General features: G+C 50.6%; 14 protein-coding genes. 6 read left to right on the plus strand and 8 right to left on the minus strand.

The features are described from left to right. Nucleotides 1-65 precede the first annotated feature (65 nt). The 5 genes from acsA (at nt 66) to ppsA (ending at nt 7,889) form a co-directional block, all read left to right on the plus strand. Nucleotides 66-1,793 (plus strand): acetate--CoA ligase, encoded by a 1,728-nt coding sequence (gene acsA / locus NP165_RS14525; protein WP_257086443.1) that lies wholly within the window; start codon nt 66-68, stop codon nt 1,791-1,793. Beyond that, nucleotides 1,790-3,817 carry a pyruvate dehydrogenase (acetyl-transferring) E1 component subunit alpha gene (gene pdhA, locus NP165_RS14530; protein ID WP_257086444.1) on the plus strand — a complete coding sequence of 676 codons (2,028 nt, stop codon included), beginning with the start codon at nt 1,790-1,792 and terminating at the stop codon, nt 3,815-3,817. Before acsA ends, pdhA begins: the two co-directional genes overlap by 4 nt. Continuing rightward, complete coding sequence (locus NP165_RS14535; protein WP_257086445.1) at nt 3,810-5,102, plus strand: dihydrolipoamide acetyltransferase family protein; 1,293 nt, start codon at nt 3,810-3,812, stop codon at nt 5,100-5,102. The genes pdhA and NP165_RS14535 overlap by 8 nt, the downstream gene beginning before the upstream one ends. After that, nucleotides 5,099-5,344 carry an acyl carrier protein gene (locus NP165_RS14540; protein ID WP_257086446.1) on the plus strand — a complete coding sequence of 82 codons (246 nt, stop codon included), beginning with the start codon at nt 5,099-5,101 and terminating at the stop codon, nt 5,342-5,344. The genes NP165_RS14535 and NP165_RS14540 overlap by 4 nt, the downstream gene beginning before the upstream one ends. Before the next feature lie 106 nt (nt 5,345-5,450). After that, the gene (gene ppsA, locus NP165_RS14545) at nt 5,451-7,889 is read left to right on the plus strand and encodes a phosphoenolpyruvate synthase (RefSeq protein WP_257086447.1); all 2,439 of its coding nucleotides are present in this window, start codon (nt 5,451-5,453) and stop codon (nt 7,887-7,889) included. A 101-nt stretch (nt 7,890-7,990) separates the two neighbouring features. On the opposite strand, the gene NP165_RS14550 is transcribed toward ppsA, so the two are convergent. The 4 genes from NP165_RS14550 to NP165_RS14565 form a co-directional block, all read right to left on the minus strand. Next, nucleotides 7,991-8,812: an iron-sulfur cluster-binding protein gene (locus NP165_RS14550; RefSeq protein WP_257086448.1), complete on the minus strand. Its 822-nt coding sequence runs from the start codon at nt 8,810-8,812 to the stop codon at nt 7,991-7,993. Then, complete coding sequence (locus NP165_RS14555; protein WP_257086450.1) at nt 8,802-9,854, minus strand: 4Fe-4S dicluster domain-containing protein; 1,053 nt, start codon at nt 9,852-9,854, stop codon at nt 8,802-8,804. The genes NP165_RS14550 and NP165_RS14555 overlap by 11 nt, the downstream gene beginning before the upstream one ends. Continuing rightward, nucleotides 9,851-12,043 (minus strand): formate dehydrogenase subunit alpha, encoded by a 2,193-nt coding sequence (gene fdhF, locus NP165_RS14560; protein ID WP_257086451.1) that lies wholly within the window; start codon nt 12,041-12,043, stop codon nt 9,851-9,853. The genes NP165_RS14555 and fdhF overlap by 4 nt, the downstream gene beginning before the upstream one ends. 118 nt (nt 12,044-12,161) lie before the next feature. Then, nucleotides 12,162-12,989, minus strand: a complete 828-nt coding sequence (locus tag NP165_RS14565; protein WP_257086453.1) for a formate/nitrite transporter family protein — start codon at nt 12,987-12,989, stop codon at nt 12,162-12,164. A gap of 92 nt (nt 12,990-13,081) precedes the next feature. Here NP165_RS14565 and NP165_RS14570 point away from each other — a divergent pair, with 92 nt between their 5' ends. Then, on the plus strand, nt 13,082-15,811 hold the full coding sequence (locus NP165_RS14570; RefSeq protein WP_257086455.1) for a cation-translocating P-type ATPase: 2,730 nt from the start codon (nt 13,082-13,084) through the stop codon (nt 15,809-15,811). A 236-nt stretch (nt 15,812-16,047) separates the two neighbouring features. On the opposite strand, the gene NP165_RS14575 is transcribed toward NP165_RS14570, so the two are convergent. From NP165_RS14575 to NP165_RS14590, 4 genes are all read right to left on the minus strand, one after another. Continuing rightward, entirely contained in the window at nt 16,048-16,707 is a 660-nt protein-coding gene (locus NP165_RS14575; RefSeq protein WP_257086456.1) for a PEP-CTERM sorting domain-containing protein, read from the minus strand. Between the two features lie 207 nt (nt 16,708-16,914). Beyond that, a complete protein-coding gene (locus tag NP165_RS14580; RefSeq protein WP_257086457.1) occupies nt 16,915-17,517 on the minus strand; it encodes a methyltransferase domain-containing protein in 603 nt (200 codons plus the stop codon). A 98-nt stretch (nt 17,518-17,615) separates the two neighbouring features. Continuing rightward, nucleotides 17,616-18,818, minus strand: coding sequence for a phenylacetate--CoA ligase family protein (locus tag NP165_RS14585; RefSeq protein WP_257086458.1), 1,203 nt, complete (start codon nt 18,816-18,818; stop codon nt 17,616-17,618). A gap of 9 nt (nt 18,819-18,827) precedes the next feature. Next, nucleotides 18,828-19,649, minus strand: a complete 822-nt coding sequence (locus tag NP165_RS14590; RefSeq protein ID WP_031427966.1) for an ABC transporter ATP-binding protein — start codon at nt 19,647-19,649, stop codon at nt 18,828-18,830. Nucleotides 19,650-19,653: the final 4 nt, after the last annotated feature.

Genomic DNA, 19,653 nt, shown 5'->3' on the forward strand with positions numbered 1-19,653 from the left:
TAAACCATACTTTTGTTACGTCTATTTCTCTCTGGGCAAGACTCTTTTTGTGCAGGACATCCAATATGGTTAAAACTATCTTTCACCAAGATTTAGCAGACAAGGCTAACTTTCAAATTGATGCACCCGCCCCAGCGCCAGAGGTAAAAGGGCTACCCAAAGGGGGATTGAATATTGGTTATGAAGCACTGGATAGCCATCTTGGACAGCCCACGCAAAACAAATTGGCGCTGCGTTGGATCAGCAAAGAGAACCACATCGTCGATTTCAGCTATCAAGCACTTTGTCAGCACACCAACCGTTTTGCTGATTTGCTGGATCAGCTCGGTTTAGCCAAAGGCAGCCGAGTCTTCACGCTGGCAGGCCGTAGACCTGAGCTTTATATTGCCGCGCTCGGCACACTCAAAGCCGGATGCGTTTTTACCCCGTTGTTTTCAGCCTTTGGGCCAGAGCCCATCCGCTCTCGCATGGAAATCGGTAACGCCAACCTGATTGTCACCACGCGCAGCTTGTACCGAAAAAAGCTCAAAAGCTGGTGGCAAGAGCTACCTCACCTAAAAGCGGTGCTGCTTATTGATGGCAATCCTGACAACGAGCCCGGCTGCTGCGATTACAGCGAACTGATGGAAAAGGCAGATCCAAACCGAGGCTGTGAAACTACTCAAGCAGAAGATATGGCCCTGCTGCATTTTACCAGCGGTACCACAGGCAAGCCCAAAGGAGTGATCCACGTTCATCAAGCGGTGCAGCACCACATCCACTCCGCATTTTACGCGTTAGACCTCAAGCCCGATGACATCTATTGGTGCACCGCCGACCCTGGTTGGGTAACAGGCACGACCTACGGCATCATTGCCCCACTCTGCATGGGCGTCACCATGGTGATTGATGAAGCAGAGTTCGACGCCGAGCGCTGGTATCAGATCTTGCAAGAACAGCAGATCACTGTTTGGTACACCGCCCCCACGGCAATCCGGATGTTGATGAAAGTGGGTGATGCGTTAGCCAAACAGTACGCTAGACCCAACTTGCGCTTTATGGCCAGTGTAGGAGAACCATTGAACCCAGAAGCGGTGGAATGGGGTGAGAAAGTATTTGGCATGCCGTTTCATGACAACTGGTGGCAAACGGAAACAGGCGGCATCATGATTGCCAACTTCCCTAGCCAACCGATCAAGCCCGGCTCCATGGGTAAACCACTGCCCGGTATTGAAGCCGCCATAATAAACACCAGCAATAGTAGTGAATTGCAGATGGAAACCCAGCCGATGCAAGTCGGCGAACTGGCACTCAAAACGGGTTGGCCTTCCATGTTCAGGGGCTACCTCAACCAAGCCGAAAAATACCAGTCCTGCTTTACCAACGGATGGTATCTCAGCGGTGACCTCGCCATGCGAGATGAAGACGGCTACTTCTGGTTTGTCGGCCGTAAAGACGACTTAATCAAATCGTCTGGACACTTAATCGGCCCTTTTGAAGTGGAAAGCGTGCTGATGGAACACCCAGCAGTCGCCGAAGCGGGAGTTATCGGCATCCCCGACCCTGTAGCGGGTCAACTTGTTAAAGCCTTCGTCGCGCTGAAACCTGACATCACCGCCGATGAAGAACTGCAACAAGAACTGCTCGGACTAGCGAGAAAACGGCTCGGCGCGGCGGTCGCTCCTAAAGAGATTGTCTTTCGTCACAACCTGCCTAAAACACGTAGCGGAAAAATTATGCGCCGTTTACTTAAAGCTCGCGAACTCGGGCTCCCAGAAGGGGACATTTCTACATTGGAGAGCGATGAACAATGAATAAAAGGCTTCATATCAACCGCCAACATCTACTCGACCAGCTTGAAAAAATGCTCCGTATCCGCCGCTTTGAAGAAAAGTGCGCCGAGCTGTACGCCATGGAGAAAATTCGCGGTTTTCTTCATCTATATATCGGTGAAGAGGCGATAGCCGTCGGCGTGATGTCGGCGCTCAACCCAGACGACCAAGTCGTTGCCACGTATCGCGAGCATGGGCATGCGCTCGCCCGTGGGCTGAGTATGGATAGCGTCTTGGCAGAAATGTACGGCCGCGCGAACGGTTGCAGCCACGGGCGCGGCGGCTCGATGCACCTATTTGATAAAAACTTACGCTTTTACGGTGGCAACGCCATTGTCGGCGGAGGGCTACCCCTCGCCACAGGGCTCGCCATGGCCAATAAGAAAATGCACCGAGACGACATCGCGGTGTGCTTTTTTGGCGAAGGCGCTGTGGCCGAAGGGGAATTTCACGAAAGCCTCAACTTAGCTGCGCTGTGGAATCTTCCTGTCCTTTTTGTGTGTGAAAACAACCGCTACGCCATGGGCACAGCACTCGCGCTTTCCGAATCCGAAACCAATATCGCTCAAAAAGCCAAAAGCTACGGCATAGAAGCCGCCCAAGTCGATGGCATGAACGTGGTGGATGTGGAAGCCGCTGCCTCTGAAGCGGTCGATTTTATTCGCCAGAATCAAAAGCCTTATTTCATTGAATGCCAAACCTATCGCTTTCGAGGGCATTCGAGTTTTGATACTCAATTGTATCGCGATAAAAGTGAGGTCGCCCTGTGGGAAGAGAAAGGCCCAGTAAAACAGCTGATCTTATGGCTGAAGGAGAACAACCACTTCCAAGATAACGAACTGACCGCCATCGAAAGCAAAATTGCGCAAGAGATCAACGACGCCATCGCGTTTGCCGAGAATGGCGAGTGGGAACCCGAAGAGCACCTGACTCGGTTTGTTCATAGCCCCAAAACCCAGCCCCCTGCTAGCCCGATACCGTCAAGCCAAGCTCCTGCTACCCTTACCTATCGAGAAGCATTACGCGCAGGCATTAGCGATGTACTAATCAGTGAACCACGCGCCTTTCTCATGGGTGAAGACGTCGGCCGTTATGGCGGCTGCTACGCGGTCAGCAAAGGGTTGTTTGACCAATTTGGAGCAGACAGGATCATAGACACTCCACTCTGCGAGTCTGGCTTTGTAGGCGTTGGGGTTGGCGCGGCACTGGGTGGGCTGCGCCCGATTGTCGAAGTGATGACGGTGAACTTTAGCTTGCTCGCCATGGATCAAATCATTAATACCGCCGCGACCTTACTGCACATGTCGGGCGGGCAGTTTAACGTCCCGATAGTGATCCGAATGGCGTGTGGCGCAGGCAAACAGCTTGCTGCGCAGCACTCGCACAGTTGGGAAAATTTCTATGCTCATGTTCCGGGCTTAAAAGTGCTTAGCCCCGCAACACACAATGACGCTCGCTACATGCTCTCTCAAGCGATGATAGACCCAGACCCTGTGCTCATTTTTGAACATGTCATGCTGCTGAATGAAGAAGGACCAGTAAGCGCAGAGCCCGATGCCCCAATGAACCAAGCGCTGGTGCGCCGCGCAGGTACAGACGTTACTCTGATCACCTACGGCGGCAGCCTTAGCAAAACCTTGCAAGCCGCTGAGCAACTGGCCAGCGAAGGCATTGACGCCGAAGTGGTAGACCTTCGCTCTCTCCGACCGCTGGATACACCAACCATCATTGCGAGCGTCAGTAAAACCCACCGCGCCGTTATCAATGACGAGGGCTGGTACACGGGCAGCCTCGCGGGCGAAGTCAGTTCGATTATTATGGAAAACGCGTTTTGGCAGTTGGATGCCCCCGTTCAACGCGTTTGCACCCAAGAAGTTCCGATTCCCTATCCTCATCATCTAGAACAAGCCGCTCTTCCTCAGTGTGACAAAATTGTGGCTGCAGCCAAAGCCACACTCGTGCTTCCCAATTGGCAAACAAACGAACGGAAGCCAGACAATGGATAATACCGGACACAATTCAGCACTGGTCGATATCACCATGCCTGCATTAGGGGCAGACATGCGTGACGGGACGTTAATTGAGTGGCTTGTTAAGCCCGGCGACCAAGTGGCAAAAGGCGACGTTATTGCAGTGATAGAAACCAGCAAAGGCGCGATAGAGGTGGAGTCCTACCACAGCGGCACCATTTTAGAATTGTTGGTGGAGCCAGAGATCAAACTCCCTGTCGGTAGCGTGATGGCAAGAATGGAAAGCGATAGCGCAACCAATGACGCCGTCTCTGAAAACGCCTCCTCCGAAGAAAAGGAAGCCGAAGCCGCAGCCAAAAACATGGATGTGATTCAGGCATCTCAGCCGAGTGATACACCTTTGCCTCCGTACATCGCGCCTAAAACACAACGCGATGCAACAAACGCAAATCAGACGCATAGGCCGCTAGCCTCCCCTGCTGCGCGCCACCAAGCACATCAATTAGCGCTAGACTTGTCTGCCTTGAGCGGCAGCGGGCCACAAGGTGCGGTGATTTTGCGGGATCTCGCCACGCTGACAGAGGGAAGCATCGAGAAAGTCGTAGAGAGTCCAAGCCGAGAAAATACCAGCCCTACGTCTACACCGCCTATCGCGCCCCCTTCGCCGATGCGCCAAGCGATCAGTGATGCCATGACGCGCTCAAAACGGGAAATCCCTCACTACTACCTTGCGTTAGACATCAATCTAACCAAAGCGCAGCATTGGCTGACTGAGCAGAATCAGAATCGCGAACCAGAGCAACGCATCCTCCTACCCGCGTTAATACTCAGTGCCATCGCCCGTCAACTGACTCGCTTTCCGCAACTGAATGGTTTTTATGATGAAGGGCATTTCACCCCTTCAGCGCAAGTGAACATTGCCAACACCATTAGCCTTCGTGAAGGTGGGCTTGTGACCCCCGCGATTCTCAATGCAGACAGCCTCTCCTTGGCGCAAACCATGGACGCCTTACGCGACTTAACCGAACGAGCTAGGCATGGGCGGCTTCGCAGCTCGGAAATCAGCCAAGGCACCATTACCGTCACCAGCATTGGCGAGCGCGGAGCGGACATGATCACTGGCGTAATTTACCCGCCTCAAGTGGCCATCATCGGTTTGGGTCAAGCGCGTAAAGCCCCCATCGTACAAGGCGAAACGGTTGAAATCGGCGATGTCTTGACCGTAACGCTCGCCGCTGACCATCGAGTGAGTGATGGCATCAACGGCGCACGCTTTCTACATGCGCTCGCCAAACAACTGCAACATCCGGAGGCACTATGAACAACGACGATATCTCAACGGTTATCGCTGAGGCTTTGGCCCACATCGCACCCGAAATCGAAGTCAGTGACATCGACCTCAATGAAGACTTGCGGGAAGAGTGCGATCTCGACTCGATGGACTTTCTCAATCTGTTGGCCTCGCTCAAGAAAAGCACTGGGGTCAATATCCCCGAGAGTGATTACGCCAAAGTTCGTAGCTACAACCAGTTGCACGAGTATTTGCAGCAACATGGCAAATAAACGCCGTGCTCATTCACGAATGTTATTCACTCACGTACCAGACGAACCAAAACCATAAGAGTAACGCGGTGGCTTAAACGACATCACCCAAATAAGGATTAACACCATGCAGGCAGAGACTACGCAACCGTTGATTTATCGCTTTCACTATCTCCACGCGAGTGATATTGCCTTGGTCGGCGGTAAGAACGCCAACTTAGGGGAAATGATCAGTCAACTTAGCCAATCTGGTATCCGTGTGCCAGAGGGCTTTGCAACCAGCGCGCAACTGTATCGAGACTTCCTACATCAAAACGAGTTGGATGTGCCGATCGCCTCAATTCTCAGTGCGATGGATAAGGGCGTTCTCAGCCTAGCGGAAGCCGCCAAAGAGATCCGAACGTTAATCCAAAATAGTCATTTCACCCCTGCCCAAGAAACACTGATTCTTGACGCGTACCATGAGCTGAGTGAGCGCATCGGCGTCCCGTTGGCTTCTGTCGCAGTGCGCAGCTCAGCCACTGCAGAAGATCTACCCGGCGCCAGTTTCGCGGGTCAACAAGAGAGCTACCTCAATATTCGCGGCGATGCTGATTTGCTAGAGGCGTGTAAGCAGTGCTTCGCCTCGCTGTATACCGATCGCGCTATTGTTTACCGCCAAGAACAAGGGTTTGAGCACCAGCAAGTCGCGCTGTCTATCGGAATACAGCAGATGATTGAATCAGAATGCTCGGGGGTGATGTTTAGCCTAGATACCGAGAGCGGCTTTCCCGATGTCGTGATCATCAACGGCAGTTGGGGGCTGGGTGAAACCATTGTGAAAGGCTCAGTGACACCCGATCGATTTATGGTTTACAAGCCACTACTAGAGCGCGGAAAAACGCCGATTATCGAAAAGCAGCTGGGCAACAAATTAGAAAAAATGCTGTTCAACAGCGCAGATGGTGAAGCTCCGACGATTACGCTGCCAACCACTGAAGCCGAGCGTAATCAGTTGGTGATCAATGATGAAGAGATACTGCAACTTAGCCAATGGGCGATGACGATTGAACGTCATTACGGTTGCGCTATGGACATGGAGTGGGCCAAAGATAGCCACAGCCACAAGCTGTACCTTGTGCAAGCAAGGCCCGAAACCGTTGAAAGCCGTAAAAACAGTGCGGTGCTGGTGAACTACCAGTTAGAGAAAACCTCGAACCCTATTTTGCTCGAAGGAGCGAGCGTCGGTAGCTCCATCGCGGTCGGCCAAACGTATACCATCATGTCACCGGATGATATTGCCGAGTTCCCCGAAGGGGCGATCCTCGTGACTGAACGCACCGACCCCGATTGGGTGCCCTTGATGCGAAAAGCAGCGGGCATCATCACTGACTCTGGCGGGCCAACCAGCCACGCGGCCATTGTGAGCCGAGAGCTCAAAGTCCCGGCGATTGTTGGTACTGAACACGCCACACAGACCCTCACTTCTGGCCAAACCGTCACCTTAAGCTGCGCCAAAGGAACCACGGGGCAAGTGTACGACGGTGTGGTTAACTACACTACGCAAGAGATCGATCTCACGTCGTTGCCAGAGACTAAGACTCACATCATGATCAATGCCGCCATGCCTGATGGCATTTTCCACTGGTGGCAACTGCCTAACGCGGGTGTGGGTTTAACTCGGATTGAGTTCATCATCTCCAGTCAAATTGGCCTGCACCCTATGGCGCTTCTCTACCCGGAGAAAGTCACTGATACCGATGTGGCTCAAGCGATTCAGCAGCGATGCTCAGGGGTGGCTACTCTGCCTGATTTTTTCGTTGATAATCTCGCGCGAGGCGTCGGGAAAATTGCCGCAAGTCAGTACCCCAAACCTGTGATTGTCCGCATGTCTGATTTTAAGTCCAATGAGTACCGTGGCTTGCTCGGCGGTCAGTTTTTTGAACTCAATGAAGAAAACCCCATGCTTGGGCTAAGAGGCGCATCCCGCTACTACCACCCTCGCTATCAAGAAGCGTTTCAGCTCGAATGTAAGGCGATACTGAAAGCCAGAGAAGAAATGGGGTTTGATAACATCATCGTCATGATCCCGTTTTGCCGCACGGTCAATGAAGCCGACAAAGTGCTTGAGGTGATGGCAGCAGCCGGACTCAAACGGGGTGACAATGGTCTAGAGGTCTATGTGATGTGTGAAATCCCTTCCAATGTCATTCTCGCGGATCGTTTTGCCGAACGGTTTGACGGGTTCTCAATCGGCAGCAACGACTTAACCCAGTTAGTGTTAGGGATTGACCGCGACTCCGCAGAACTGAAACCGATGTTTGATGCGCGAGATGACGCGGTGAAAAGTTTAATTGAGCAGGTCATTCAGGTCGCACACAGTAAAAGGAGAAAAGTGGGGATTTGTGGTCAAGCCCCTTCCGATCACCCCGAGTTCGCCGAATTTCTTGTAACTTGCGGGATTGATTCGATATCGCTCAACCCCGACTCCTTTGCCAAAGGGTGCGAAGTGGTAGCCAAAGTGGAGCATGTTCTTGCTCAACAAACCAATCAGAAAGCGAATCAACAAGCCAAACCAAAAAACTGAGCCAAAAAGCGGAATTTATTGGCAACCGAGTACCAAAAAGAAATGCGGGTTCGCTAACCAGTGTGTTTACGAACCCGCTTGTTTGTTATGACATTTTCCCATTACGAAAAAAGCCCTTTTGCATCGCTCCAACGAAAGGTTGGCCCTTGTTTGCATACATAATGATTTTTTAAGTAACAGTGCCCACACAAACCAACCGCGCAGTGCATGCGTCGCTCCAGCGATAGGTAGATCGCGTCTTCGCTCATGCCGTGATGAAGCAAACAGCCAACCACACTGTGCATCATAGGTTCTGGCCCAGAGATCAAAGCGCGGTCTGGAAGTTCAGCAAAGGTCTCTAACACTTTGGGTAAAACGCTGAGTGCAGTGCCTCGGTAATACCCCTGCCCCTCTAAGCCGGAAATGTTTTCAACTACATTGAAAATAGGCACATGGTGCTGCCAACGTTCGCGTTCAGGATTCAGCATGAGTGTATTTTTACTGCGAGTGGCGTACATCACCACCAGCTCTTCGTAGCTGTCTTGTTCGATAAGGCTGTCAACAGTGCTCACCAAAGGCGCCATACCACAGCCGCCCCCAATCACGAGCACTTTTTTATCGGCCAAGTCGTTGGTCAGCCACCCTTGGCCAAACGGCCCGCGAGCGCCGAGCACCTCTCCACTCGCTTTAGTGAACAACGCATGGGTGACTTGCCCCATTTTACGTACCAGAGCGCGAAAGTGTCCGGACTCATCCGGCAGTTCAGTGAAGGTAAATGGCGCTTCACCCACGCCAGGTACGCACAGCATAAAAAACTGGCCGCTTTGTGCTCGCAACCAAGCCGGAGCGTCTTCAAGTAAGCGAAAGTGATAGTGACGGGTATCTTCTCCATCATCATAAAAATCGATAATTTCAATACGGTTTGGGGTTAGGCTATACATCATCAGCAATCCTTTTCATTAATGAATGCACTCCAATCACACCGGGGCAAGTCTGCTCGCAGCGACCGCACCCTACACAGCCATACCGACCAAACTCTGCGACAAAATCCACGCTGAATTTGTGATACCAAAAGCGCTCGACCCTTTTCCCTGCCTCTTTGGATGGATTGTGAAAGCTCGCCTCTCGCTGGAAGCCTTCATATAAGCAGGAATCCCAAAATCGTACTTGGGTGGTATTCGAGGTATTTGTATTAGACATTTTGCTATCAGACCTATCCGTTGCGGTGACTGAGCGTGTGCCATAACAAGAGCAAGTCGGACACAGCGTGGTACAGCCTGAACACCCTAAACACTGAATGCCAACTTGTTGCCAGAACGCCTCTGACACCTTGCTCTGTGACACTTTGCTGATGCCATCAACAAGGTACTGGTGGTCAGGAAAAGCCTGTTCGCATTGCGTTGTGTGCTCCCATCGCTGGCTGCTCTCATGGGCCGTCGCCACTTTCAGATCCAAGCCTTGTAATGACGCTTCACCGCGCTTGGAAAGCACCACAAGTAACCAGTGTTGCTCGTCCAATGGATGCAGCACCAAATCGGCGGTTTCATCACGCACGCTGGGGCCAGCGTTTACCGTCGGGCAAAACCCATGCTCACACGGGTGAATGCAGTCTAGGCCAACGAGCAGTACTTTCTCTCTACGCGCCTGATAATAAGGGTCTTGTTCGAAAAATTCGTCTTGATAGCGAATTGCCACCAAATCGCAGCTTTGCACGCCAAACAGGACAAACGGCTCTACGTTCGGTAACGTCTCTTTAAACAACTGACCATCAAAAACGTACAGAGGTTCCTGTTCGGCAAAGAAGAAGGATTTGGCTGAATGCGTCGGCTGACGATGGATTAGCGGCGGTCGTTCATCACCACTCACTTGCTGCCAAAAGCATTCACTCTGTGCCCCTTCTCGGTCTTCGACCACTTGGTAGAGAGTTCGGCTTTGTAACAGATGCGCTCGCAGTGCATCTAACGAATCGAGCAGGTAAGTCATCATTCTGTTTCTTCCCCCTGTAGCTGCCAAATCGCACTTGGCTGATGCCCGGCTGGCAGCACTTCAACGGCGACCGCACACGCTTTTAGTTCCGGCATTTTGGTGATTGGGTCTTGCGCGGTATTGGTAAGCTGGTTCGATGGCGCTTCTTTAAAGTGATACGGCATACTCACGACCCCTGGCGGCACATCCGTACTAATCATGGCACGCGTTTCGATATACCCACGCCGCGAACGCACCCCGACCGGGCTATACAATGCAATACCAAGTCGGTCAGCATCCTGCGGATGAATAAACAAGATCCCAGGGGGAATTTCGCGCTCAAGCAATGGAGACTTACGCGTCATCGAGCCACAGCCGTAGTGAAAATGCAGCCGATTGGTGGTGAGAATCAGTGGGTATTGCTCATCCGTGGATTCGGCAATCGGCACATAGTGCACCGGGGTGAGGCGCGCACGGCCAATCGGGAAGGTCTTTTGGTGGAGAACCGCAGTCCCCTCTGGCGCGCTCTCATTGCATGGCCATTGCAAACCGTCATGTTCGGCGAGTTTGGTATAGGTCATCCCTTGATAAGATGGCGTTAACGCGGCCATTTCATCGAACACCTCTTCACTGTTTGTCCAGCTTAACGCGTGGCTACCCATTTTTTCTGCCAGCGCTTGCAACCATTGCCAATCCGCTTTGGACTCACCTAACGGTGACATCGCGGGGTTGATTCGCTGCACGCGGCGTTCGCAGTTGGTAAACGTGCCCGACTTTTCGGCAAAAGAAGCGGCGGGAAGAATGTAGTCGGCCAATTTGGCGGTTTCTGTCATGGTCAGCTCAGCGACCACCAGCAAATCAAGCGATTTATAGGCCTCACGAACGTGATTTTGGTCTGGGTCGGTGACTACGGGATCTTCACCAAACAGGATTTGAGCGCGGGAGCTTCCTGCTAACGCGGCTTTGGTCATGCCCAATGAGGTCAGCCCTGGCGATGATGCCACCTCGCAACCCCAACGCTCGGAAAAGCGTTGCTGCATGGCGGGATCGTCAACCCGTTGATACCCAGGGTACACGTTAGGCAGGCACCCCATATCACACGCGCCTTGAACGTTGTTTTGGCCGCGCAGAGGATTAATGCCCGAACCGGATTTACCCATCTGCCCACAAATCAGCGCCAAATCCGCCAAAGCAATCACATTGGATGTTCCGCTGACAAACTGAGTAATCCCCATGCCATAGAAGATCATGGATCGATCAGCTTGGCTATACGCTTGCGCGGCTTGGCGAATCTGCTCGGAATCAATCCCAGTAATACTCTCTACAGATTCTGGTGTGATGTTTTCGACCTGTTTTTTTAGTGCCTCAAAGCCTTCACAGCGATTGGCGATAAAATCCTTGTCATGCCACTGATTACTGATGATCACCTGCATCATGGCGTTAATCAGCGCAATATTAGAGCCTGGGTTGAGTTGCAAGTGCAAATCCGCCAGCTTCGCTAATCGAGTCACGCGCGGGTCAATCACGATCAGTTTGGCGCCTTCCAATTTGGCGCGCATGATCTGCCCACCCAATACGCTATGGTTGGAGGTTGGGTCTGCGCCAATCACCACGATCACTTGCGCTTCAAACAGATCTTTCGCGCTGTTGGTCATGGCTCCAGAACCCAGCACTTGTTTCAGGCCCGCCACGGTTGGGCTGTGGCAAATACGAGCGCAGTGATCGATATTGTTGGTGCCTAACACCGCTCTCGCAAATTTCTGCGCCGCGTAATTATCTTCATTAGTTGCCCGCGCACTACTGATCACCCCTGTCGCGTTGGGGCCAAATTCCTCAATAATCTCTGTAAGTGCTTCGCTTATTTCACTCAGAGCTTCATCCCAACTTACAGCAACAAATCCATCACGACTGCGTTTTAACGGCTGAGTAATACGATTATCGGGCGAAATGGCATAAATGCTGCTCCAACCCTTTTCGCACAACTTGCCTTGGCTAATCGGGTGATGGGCCAACGGGCTAACGCCACTCACTTGCCCTTGCTCATTGCAGGAAAGCAGCATCCCACACCCAACACCACAAAATGGGCAGATGGTTTGAACAGTTCGGGATTGTATAGAGAGCGGGTTATCTTGGTTTGCAGGTGTGGACTGCAAGGAGTTTGAGAGAGGAGAAGTGGGTGCCTGTGAAGATTGTTGCTGATGAGATTTCATAGCCTTAACCTTGCTACCTGAAACTAGCTAAATTATAGCAGCCCCACTCAAACTCGCCGTAAAGTCGAGCGTTTCCTCTTTCAGAAATGACGTTTAATTTGGGATGTTTTATCCCACACTAACTGGGATTATCACTATGCCCACGCAGATAAATAATGTGATACACCAAACCGACAAACACACTGCCACCGACAAGGTTACCTAAGATAACCGGCACCAAATTACCAAGAAAACCAAGTACACCTACCGCGTTTGCGACCTCTACCGTGCCGGAGCTTTGCAGCATCATGGCTAAAGGAATAAAGTACATATTAGCAATGCTGTGTTCAAAGCCTGCCGCGACAAACGCAGAGATTGGAAAAACAATCGCCACCGCTTTATCCACCACGCTTCGGCCCGCCAGCGCCATCCAAACCGCCATGCACACCAACACATTACACAACACGCCGCGGAAAAAAGCCGTCCAGAAAGGCATGTCACATTTGGCAGCGGCAATTTTTGCGTAAGTCAGCGCGATCGCGCCTTGGTTCATTTCTGGGTGTCCGGACAGAAACACCAGAGCCGCCACCCCAACGGCGCCGACAAAATTGGACAGGCACACAACCACCCAATTTTTTAATAGCTCACCCGTGGTGATTTTTTTATCGGCCCACGCCATCGCCAACAAGTTATTGCCGGTAAACAGTTCTGCGCCCGCGACAATCACCAAAATCAACCCCAAAGAAAAGGTCAATCCGCCTAGCACTTGCTGCGTAGCAAAGCCAAGCGAGGCATCCGATTTCACGAGAGTAAAATACATTCCACCCAAGCCGATAAAGGCACCAGCCAAAATTCCGAGCATCACCATAGACAGCAGCGGCAAACGCGCTTTAGTCACGCCAATAGAGTCTACTTTCTCTGCGATTTGTTTCGGTGAAAAAGAATCGAACCCATAAATATCAGCCACGATAGACTCCTATTTTCCTCTTTCATAACCATAAGCTAGTTCATATCGTATAATTATCAATCAACAAAGAGGTTCTCCAGTGAGGCGATAGCATGACAGAGTCCAGCCACCCGTGGCACAGTCAATCCGTCGAGGACACCTTTTCTGCCCTCTCCAGCCAACCCAACGGATTAGAGCCACAGGAAGCCTCGCAACGCTTAGCCCAGTATGGATTGAACAAACTTCCAACCTCTCACGGGCGCACCGTTTTTCAGCGCTTTATCGCTCAGTTTCACAATGTATTAATTCACGTTTTACTGGTTGTGATGGTCATTACCGCGCTACTCAACCACTGGGTGGATGCGGGCGTTATCGCAGGGGTGGTCGTGATCAATGCGATCATCGGTTTTCTCCAAGAAGGGAAAGCAGAAACCGCGCTCAACGCCATTCAAGCCATGCTCGCCCCAACCGCCTTGGTGTTACGCGGCGGGCATCAGGTCAATCTTAAAGCCGAAGAGCTGGTGGTGGGAGATGTGGTCATTCTGCAATCGGGTGACCGAGTGCCTGCCGATCTCCGGTTGTTCCGCAGCAAAGGGCTACAAGTCGCGGAAGCTGTCTTAACCGGAGAATCGCTCGCAACTGAAAAGAATATTAACCCCGTGAGCCAAAAGAGTGCTTTGGCCGACCGAGACTGCATGGCGTATTCAGGCACCATGATTACCCACGGACAAGGTTCCGGCGTGGTTGTCGCAACGGGGCTCAATACCGAACTGGGCAAAATCAGTTCGCTGGTTTCTCGCGTAAAACCAGCCACAACCCCACTACTGAAACAAATCGCACAGTTTAGCCAATGGTTGACCGTTGCGATCTTAGTGGTAGCGGTTGCAACGTTTGCCTTTGGCTTGCTGGTGCGCGGCTACCCAATAACGGATATGTTCCTAGCCGCGATCAGTCTAGCCGTGGCGGCGATCCCAGAGGGGTTACCTGCGATCATGACCATCACCCTCGCGATTGGAGTGGAGCGAATGGCCAAACGCAATGCGATCATTCGCCGACTCCCCGCGGTGGAAACCCTAGGCTCTGTGACCGTCATTTGCACCGATAAAACCGGCACACTGACTCGCAATGAAATGACGGTGACAAAGATCGTCACGGCGAATGAGCAATTCGAACTCAGTGGTACAGGCTACGATCCTCATGGCGTTGTGACGATCAATCAGCAGGCCATCTACCCCGAACAAAAGCCGCTGCTGATTCACACCGTTCGTGCAGCAGTGTTATGCAACGACGCAACTCTCCAGCATCAGAATGAACAGTGGCAAATTCAGGGCGACCCGATGGAAGGGGCGCTTCTGGTCGCAGGAGAAAAAGCTGGGTTAGATTCAAAAACGGAACACCAACTCTGCCCGCGCACGGATCTGATCCCATTCGAATCAGAACACCGCTTTATGGCGACACTGCACCATAACCATAAGGGTGAAGCGTTTGTTTTTCTTAAAGGTGCGCCTGAGCGTGTGCTCGATATTTGTAGTCATCAAATGATCAACCCTGCCACACATAACGAGACATCCTTGCATCTACAAACAACCGCTCTAGACCGTACTTATTGGCAAAAGCAGATTGATGCGATGGCAAAACGGGGAATGCGGGTTTTGGCGATGGCCTACCGTCCGGCGGAATACGAGCACATCGAACTGACCTTTGATGACGTGCGCGACAATCTCATCCTGTTAGGGCTATTTGGTTTTATCGACCCGCCAAGAGACGAAGCCATACAAGCCGTGAAAGCGTGTAACCAAGCAGGCATACGCGTAAAAATGATGACGGGCGATCATGTGTTAACGGCCAAAGCGATTGCTCAACAAATCGGCCTTATCAATACCCAAGACTCGCTTACGGGCCTGCAAATTGATGCTCTCAATGATGAGGAGTTATTCGCCGTCGCCAGAGACATTGATATCTACGCCCGAGTGAGCCCAGAGCATAAAATGCGGCTGGTCGATACGCTGCAAAAGCATCACCAAGTCGTGGCAATGACGGGGGACGGCGTCAATGATGCGCCAGCACTCAAGCGCTCTGACATCGGCACTGCCATGGGACTGAATGGCACCGCCTCGGCCAAAGAAGCAGCAGAAATGGTACTCACGGATGACAATTTCGCCTCCATTACTGCGGCAGTTGAAGAAGGACGAGCGGTTTACGACAACTTGAAAAAGGCCATTTTGTTTATTCTCCCAACCAACGGAGGCGAAGCACTGGTCATCTTATCGACCGTAGTGTTGGGATTTAAAGATCTGCCACTCACACCGATTCAAATTCTGTGGGTCAATATGATCACCGCCGTCACACTCGCTTTATCTTTGGCTTTCGAACCCAAAGAGCACAATTTAATGCAGCGTGCACCACGATCTCCTGATACTCCTATCCTCACCTCACACCTTATTTGGCGAGTTTGTTTTGTCTCCATCATTCTTATGTTGGGCACGTTGGGAATGTTTGTATGGGAGATGGCCCAGCAAGAAGATATCGACAGAGCTCGGACAATCGCGGTGAATACATTGGTGATGTTTGAAGTGTTTTATCTGTTTAATTCCCGCTTCATTTTAAACAGCATATTTTGTCGTCGAGGTCTTACTGGCAATGTCTATGTGTTAATCGCCATTGCGGTGCTTATGGTGTTTCAAGCCGGCTTCACTTACCTGCCTATAATGCAAACGCTGTTTGGCACCCAAGCGTTAGAATTCGAAGTCTGGCTACGAATAGTATTGGTCGCGTCGTCTGCCCTCTTTTTAGTTGAGCTCGAAAAATACTATTTGAGAAGGACAGCCCGAATTCGGTGCTAGGTGATGGTTACGTTAAGGTCTTTTATTATCCACGAGTAGACTAATTGATTGACAGACTTCATTTGAAACTAGAATGCATTACACCAGTATGTTGACGTAGAGTAGAACTTTTAGGTTGGGTGTGCTTTAGATTAGTGAATACCGCGACTCAAAACTAAATTGGCCTTGCTATAAAAGCAAGGCCATTTTGAACAGTAAGCCACTCCAATTTTAACTCCAACGAGCTTAACATGGGATCAGTTGAATTGTTTGCGGCGCGCCAAACCTAAACCGATAAGGCCTAGGCCTAGGAAAAAGACCGAGCTTGGCTCTGGTATGGGCGTTGCCGGTGTGCTGCTGTATGACTTATCGCTGCCAGTACAATTTTCATTCCCATTTTCTAATGTACCATCACCGGAACATAGCTGTTGACTGCGTACGCCCACTAGACCGAAGTTAGACAAATCATCGAAGCCAAAATCATCTGTCGTCCAGCTGAATGTTTGAATTTCATCCCAGCCTTGACTTCCGAGCCTGAAGACAAGCTCCCACTCTCCATCTGGATCGTCCAAAGGAGGGTTAAGACCATTTAAAGTACAACCATTGCCACAATCATTTGATGTTGTATCTGTAGCCCAAAGTTGGACCTGATTCGCTGGTGAGACGTTTGTTAGGCCAACACTGGCGGGCATCGTTACATCACCCAAATCAATAAACACACCGAGACCTTCGGCATTCCATGGGTCAACAGTAAAATTATAGTGAATTTGATTATTAATTTCGTCGTGCTCTATGGTGAATATATAGTTACCTGACTCACCCTCATTCGTAATCCAATTTTCATAAACAATCGTCGCTTTCGCCGGGCTGATAAGCAGTAGGCTCAAACTCAAAAATATTGCTGATCTAATGTCCATTGTGTTCATCCCAATACTAGGTTAATCGTAGGCATTAATTACATAGATCATTAAGCAAAATTTGAGCCGAAATAAAAAGCATTTATAAAACCGCATGTTGCAAAAATAGGTTTGGAAGCAACATCACAAAGTGTAAAATTTTCTGACATTTCAACCCTTCCAGCATAAATACAATAGAGCCGTTTCTATGACAAATGGGCCGGAGTACTACGTCTTCTGCCACACCATCCACTGCTCTTTACCTTTGAATACTTCGACGCTGTCGTTAACTGGTGATGACTCAATAAGAACGAAAGATGGTTCTAACCTTTGTTCAATCTCTCCGCTACGCAAACAAAAAGGAGGAAAACGCGATCGGTAGTCATCGCTGATAACAAAATACCCCACCAGCAAGCCATTACTTGGTAGCAAACGCTCAATCATCGCAAAGTAGTCATCCCACTTCCCTCTCGGTAATGCGGCTAAAAAAGCGCGTTCGTAAATCACATCAAACGCTCGGGAAAAGTCCGCCCTAAATACATCCCCCAACATCACTTTATCTTGATATTGACCAAGCTGAGACTTCGCAAGATTGACGGCTTCTGCGCTGTAATCCATTGCGATGACGTCATGCCCGAGCTCTACAAAATGCGACACCTCATAAGCCGCGCCGCAGCCAGGAATGAACACCGACTGCGGTACGTTAAAAGAGCCGTTTAGATAGTTTTTAAGCTCTTGTGGTACTTTGCTGCAATCCCACGGCATTCGGCCACTTACAAACAAATCATCCCAAAACTGTTGATTGATTATTGGTGAGTCGGTGGTTTTCATTGCGCTCCCCTTAACGCTTTTTAGCCATAAAAAGAAATGGATACGCAAGTTAGCTTGGTATCCCTTTACATTTTTATTGCGATAGGCCGTGCAAGTACCTAGTTCCGTAAATCATTGATTAAAGGCTGATCTGCTGTATTTGGCACAAACAACACATTGCCTTTGAGCTTGGTGACAGACTGCAACGTCGCTTGAATCTCTTCTGCGGATATATGATTGTCTTCGCAGCAGAACGTGATGGTATCGTTGAAGCCGTCACGCTCAATCTTCAAAGAACCTTTGATTTCATGACGTCGACACACTTCTTGGATCTGATGCGGATACACAAACAGACCTTTGACTTTAACCGCCGAGTCCGCGCGACCCATCCAGCCTTTTATTCGCATATTGGTATACGATGAATTCGCATCGTTTTCAATGTATGCAGACAGATCGCCCGTTGCGTAGCGAATAAGAGGAAACTTCTCATCAAGCGAGGTAACGACCACCTCTCCGACCTCACCCAGTTGTACTGGTATACCTTCGGGATCAACGATTTCGACAATAATATCTTCGGCAATCACCAAGCCTTGCTCGCCAGCGACTTGATACGCAATCAAACCAAGCTCTGCACTCGCGTAGGCTTGAAATACTGCAATGCCTTTCTCGATAAACGCTTGTTGCATTTCTGCGGTGACGGCTTCACCAGAAACTAACGCTTTGGTAAAACTAGTTAACTCGCCATATTGCTCTTGGTATTTCTGTAGCAACGTCAACAAATAAGATGGCGTGCCCGTGTAACCCGTCGGCTGAAGCTGTTTGATCGCTTCAATCTGTGCTTCGGTATTACCTACCCCAGCCGGAAATACCGCGCAACCACACGCTCTAGCACCGCCATCCATAATGAATCCACCCGGAGAGAAGTGATAAGAGAGCGTGTTGTGAACCAAGTCACCACTACGAAACCCTGCGGCATGAAACGCGCGTCCCATACGCCAGAAGTCCGATTCATCCGTTTGCGCCTCATACAAGGGCCCCGGAGATTGAAACACACGCGCCATCTGGCCAATCGCAACGCTGTTTAAGCCACCAAACGGCGGTTTAATCTGCTGCTGACTTGGGACATTGAACTTACGCGTGATCGGGAACTGGCCGAGCCCTTCACGATGACTTGCTTTTGAAGCGTCGATATCAGCAAAAATGTTGCCGTAGTGTTCGCTGTGCGTCTTTGCGTTTTCAATCACTGTCGGCAAGCGTTGAAACAGCGACTCTTCTCTCTCAGCAGGAGATAAAGACTCTTTTGCATCGAATAATTCGTTCATCACTGCTCCTTACAACCAACGCTTACGACGTTTGTAAGACTTAAGATTCTTGAAGCTCTTACGCTCTTCGTCGCCACCACCGAGATAAAACTCTTTGACGTCTTCATTATTGAGCAGCTCATGTTTAGTACCATCAAGTACAATCTTGCCTGACTCCATAATGTAGCCATAGTCGGCAGCATGCAGCGCAAAGTTCGCGTTCTGCTCAACCAGCAACATGGTGATACCTTGATCTTTATTGATCTTGTTAATAATACTGAACACCTCTTTCACCAACAGTGGCGAAAGCCCCATCGAAGGCTCATCAAGCAGGATCATTTTCGGGCGTGCCATCAGAGCACGGCCAATTGCCAACATCTGCTGCTCACCGCCCGACAAGTAGCCAGCGAGGCCAGTGCGCTCTTTCAGTCTCGGGAAGTAGTCAAATACCATTTCGATATCTTGCTCTACTTCGTTGTCATTACGGGTAAACGCACCTAAACGAAGGTTTTCGATAACCGTCATGTCTTCGACAATGCGACGCCCTTCCATCACTTGGAAAATGCCCGAACGGACAATCTCTTCCGGGCTTTTGTTGTCGATACGCTCGCCCATGAAGTTGATTTCCCCACGGGTCACTTCGCCATCTTCCGTTTTCAACAAACCAGAAATCGCTTTTAATGTCGTCGATTTACCTGCCCCGTTCGCGCCTAATAACGTCACGATCTTCCCTTTCGGCACCTCAAGGCTCACGCCACGCAATACCAAAATGACTTCATCGTAGACCACTTCAATATTGTTCACCGAGAGCAATATTTCTTCAGGTTCGATATTCGTTGCTAATTCACTCATCAAG

The sequence above is a fragment of the Vibrio japonicus genome, from assembly GCF_024582835.1.
GTDB lineage: Bacteria > Pseudomonadota > Gammaproteobacteria > Enterobacterales > Vibrionaceae > Vibrio > Vibrio japonicus.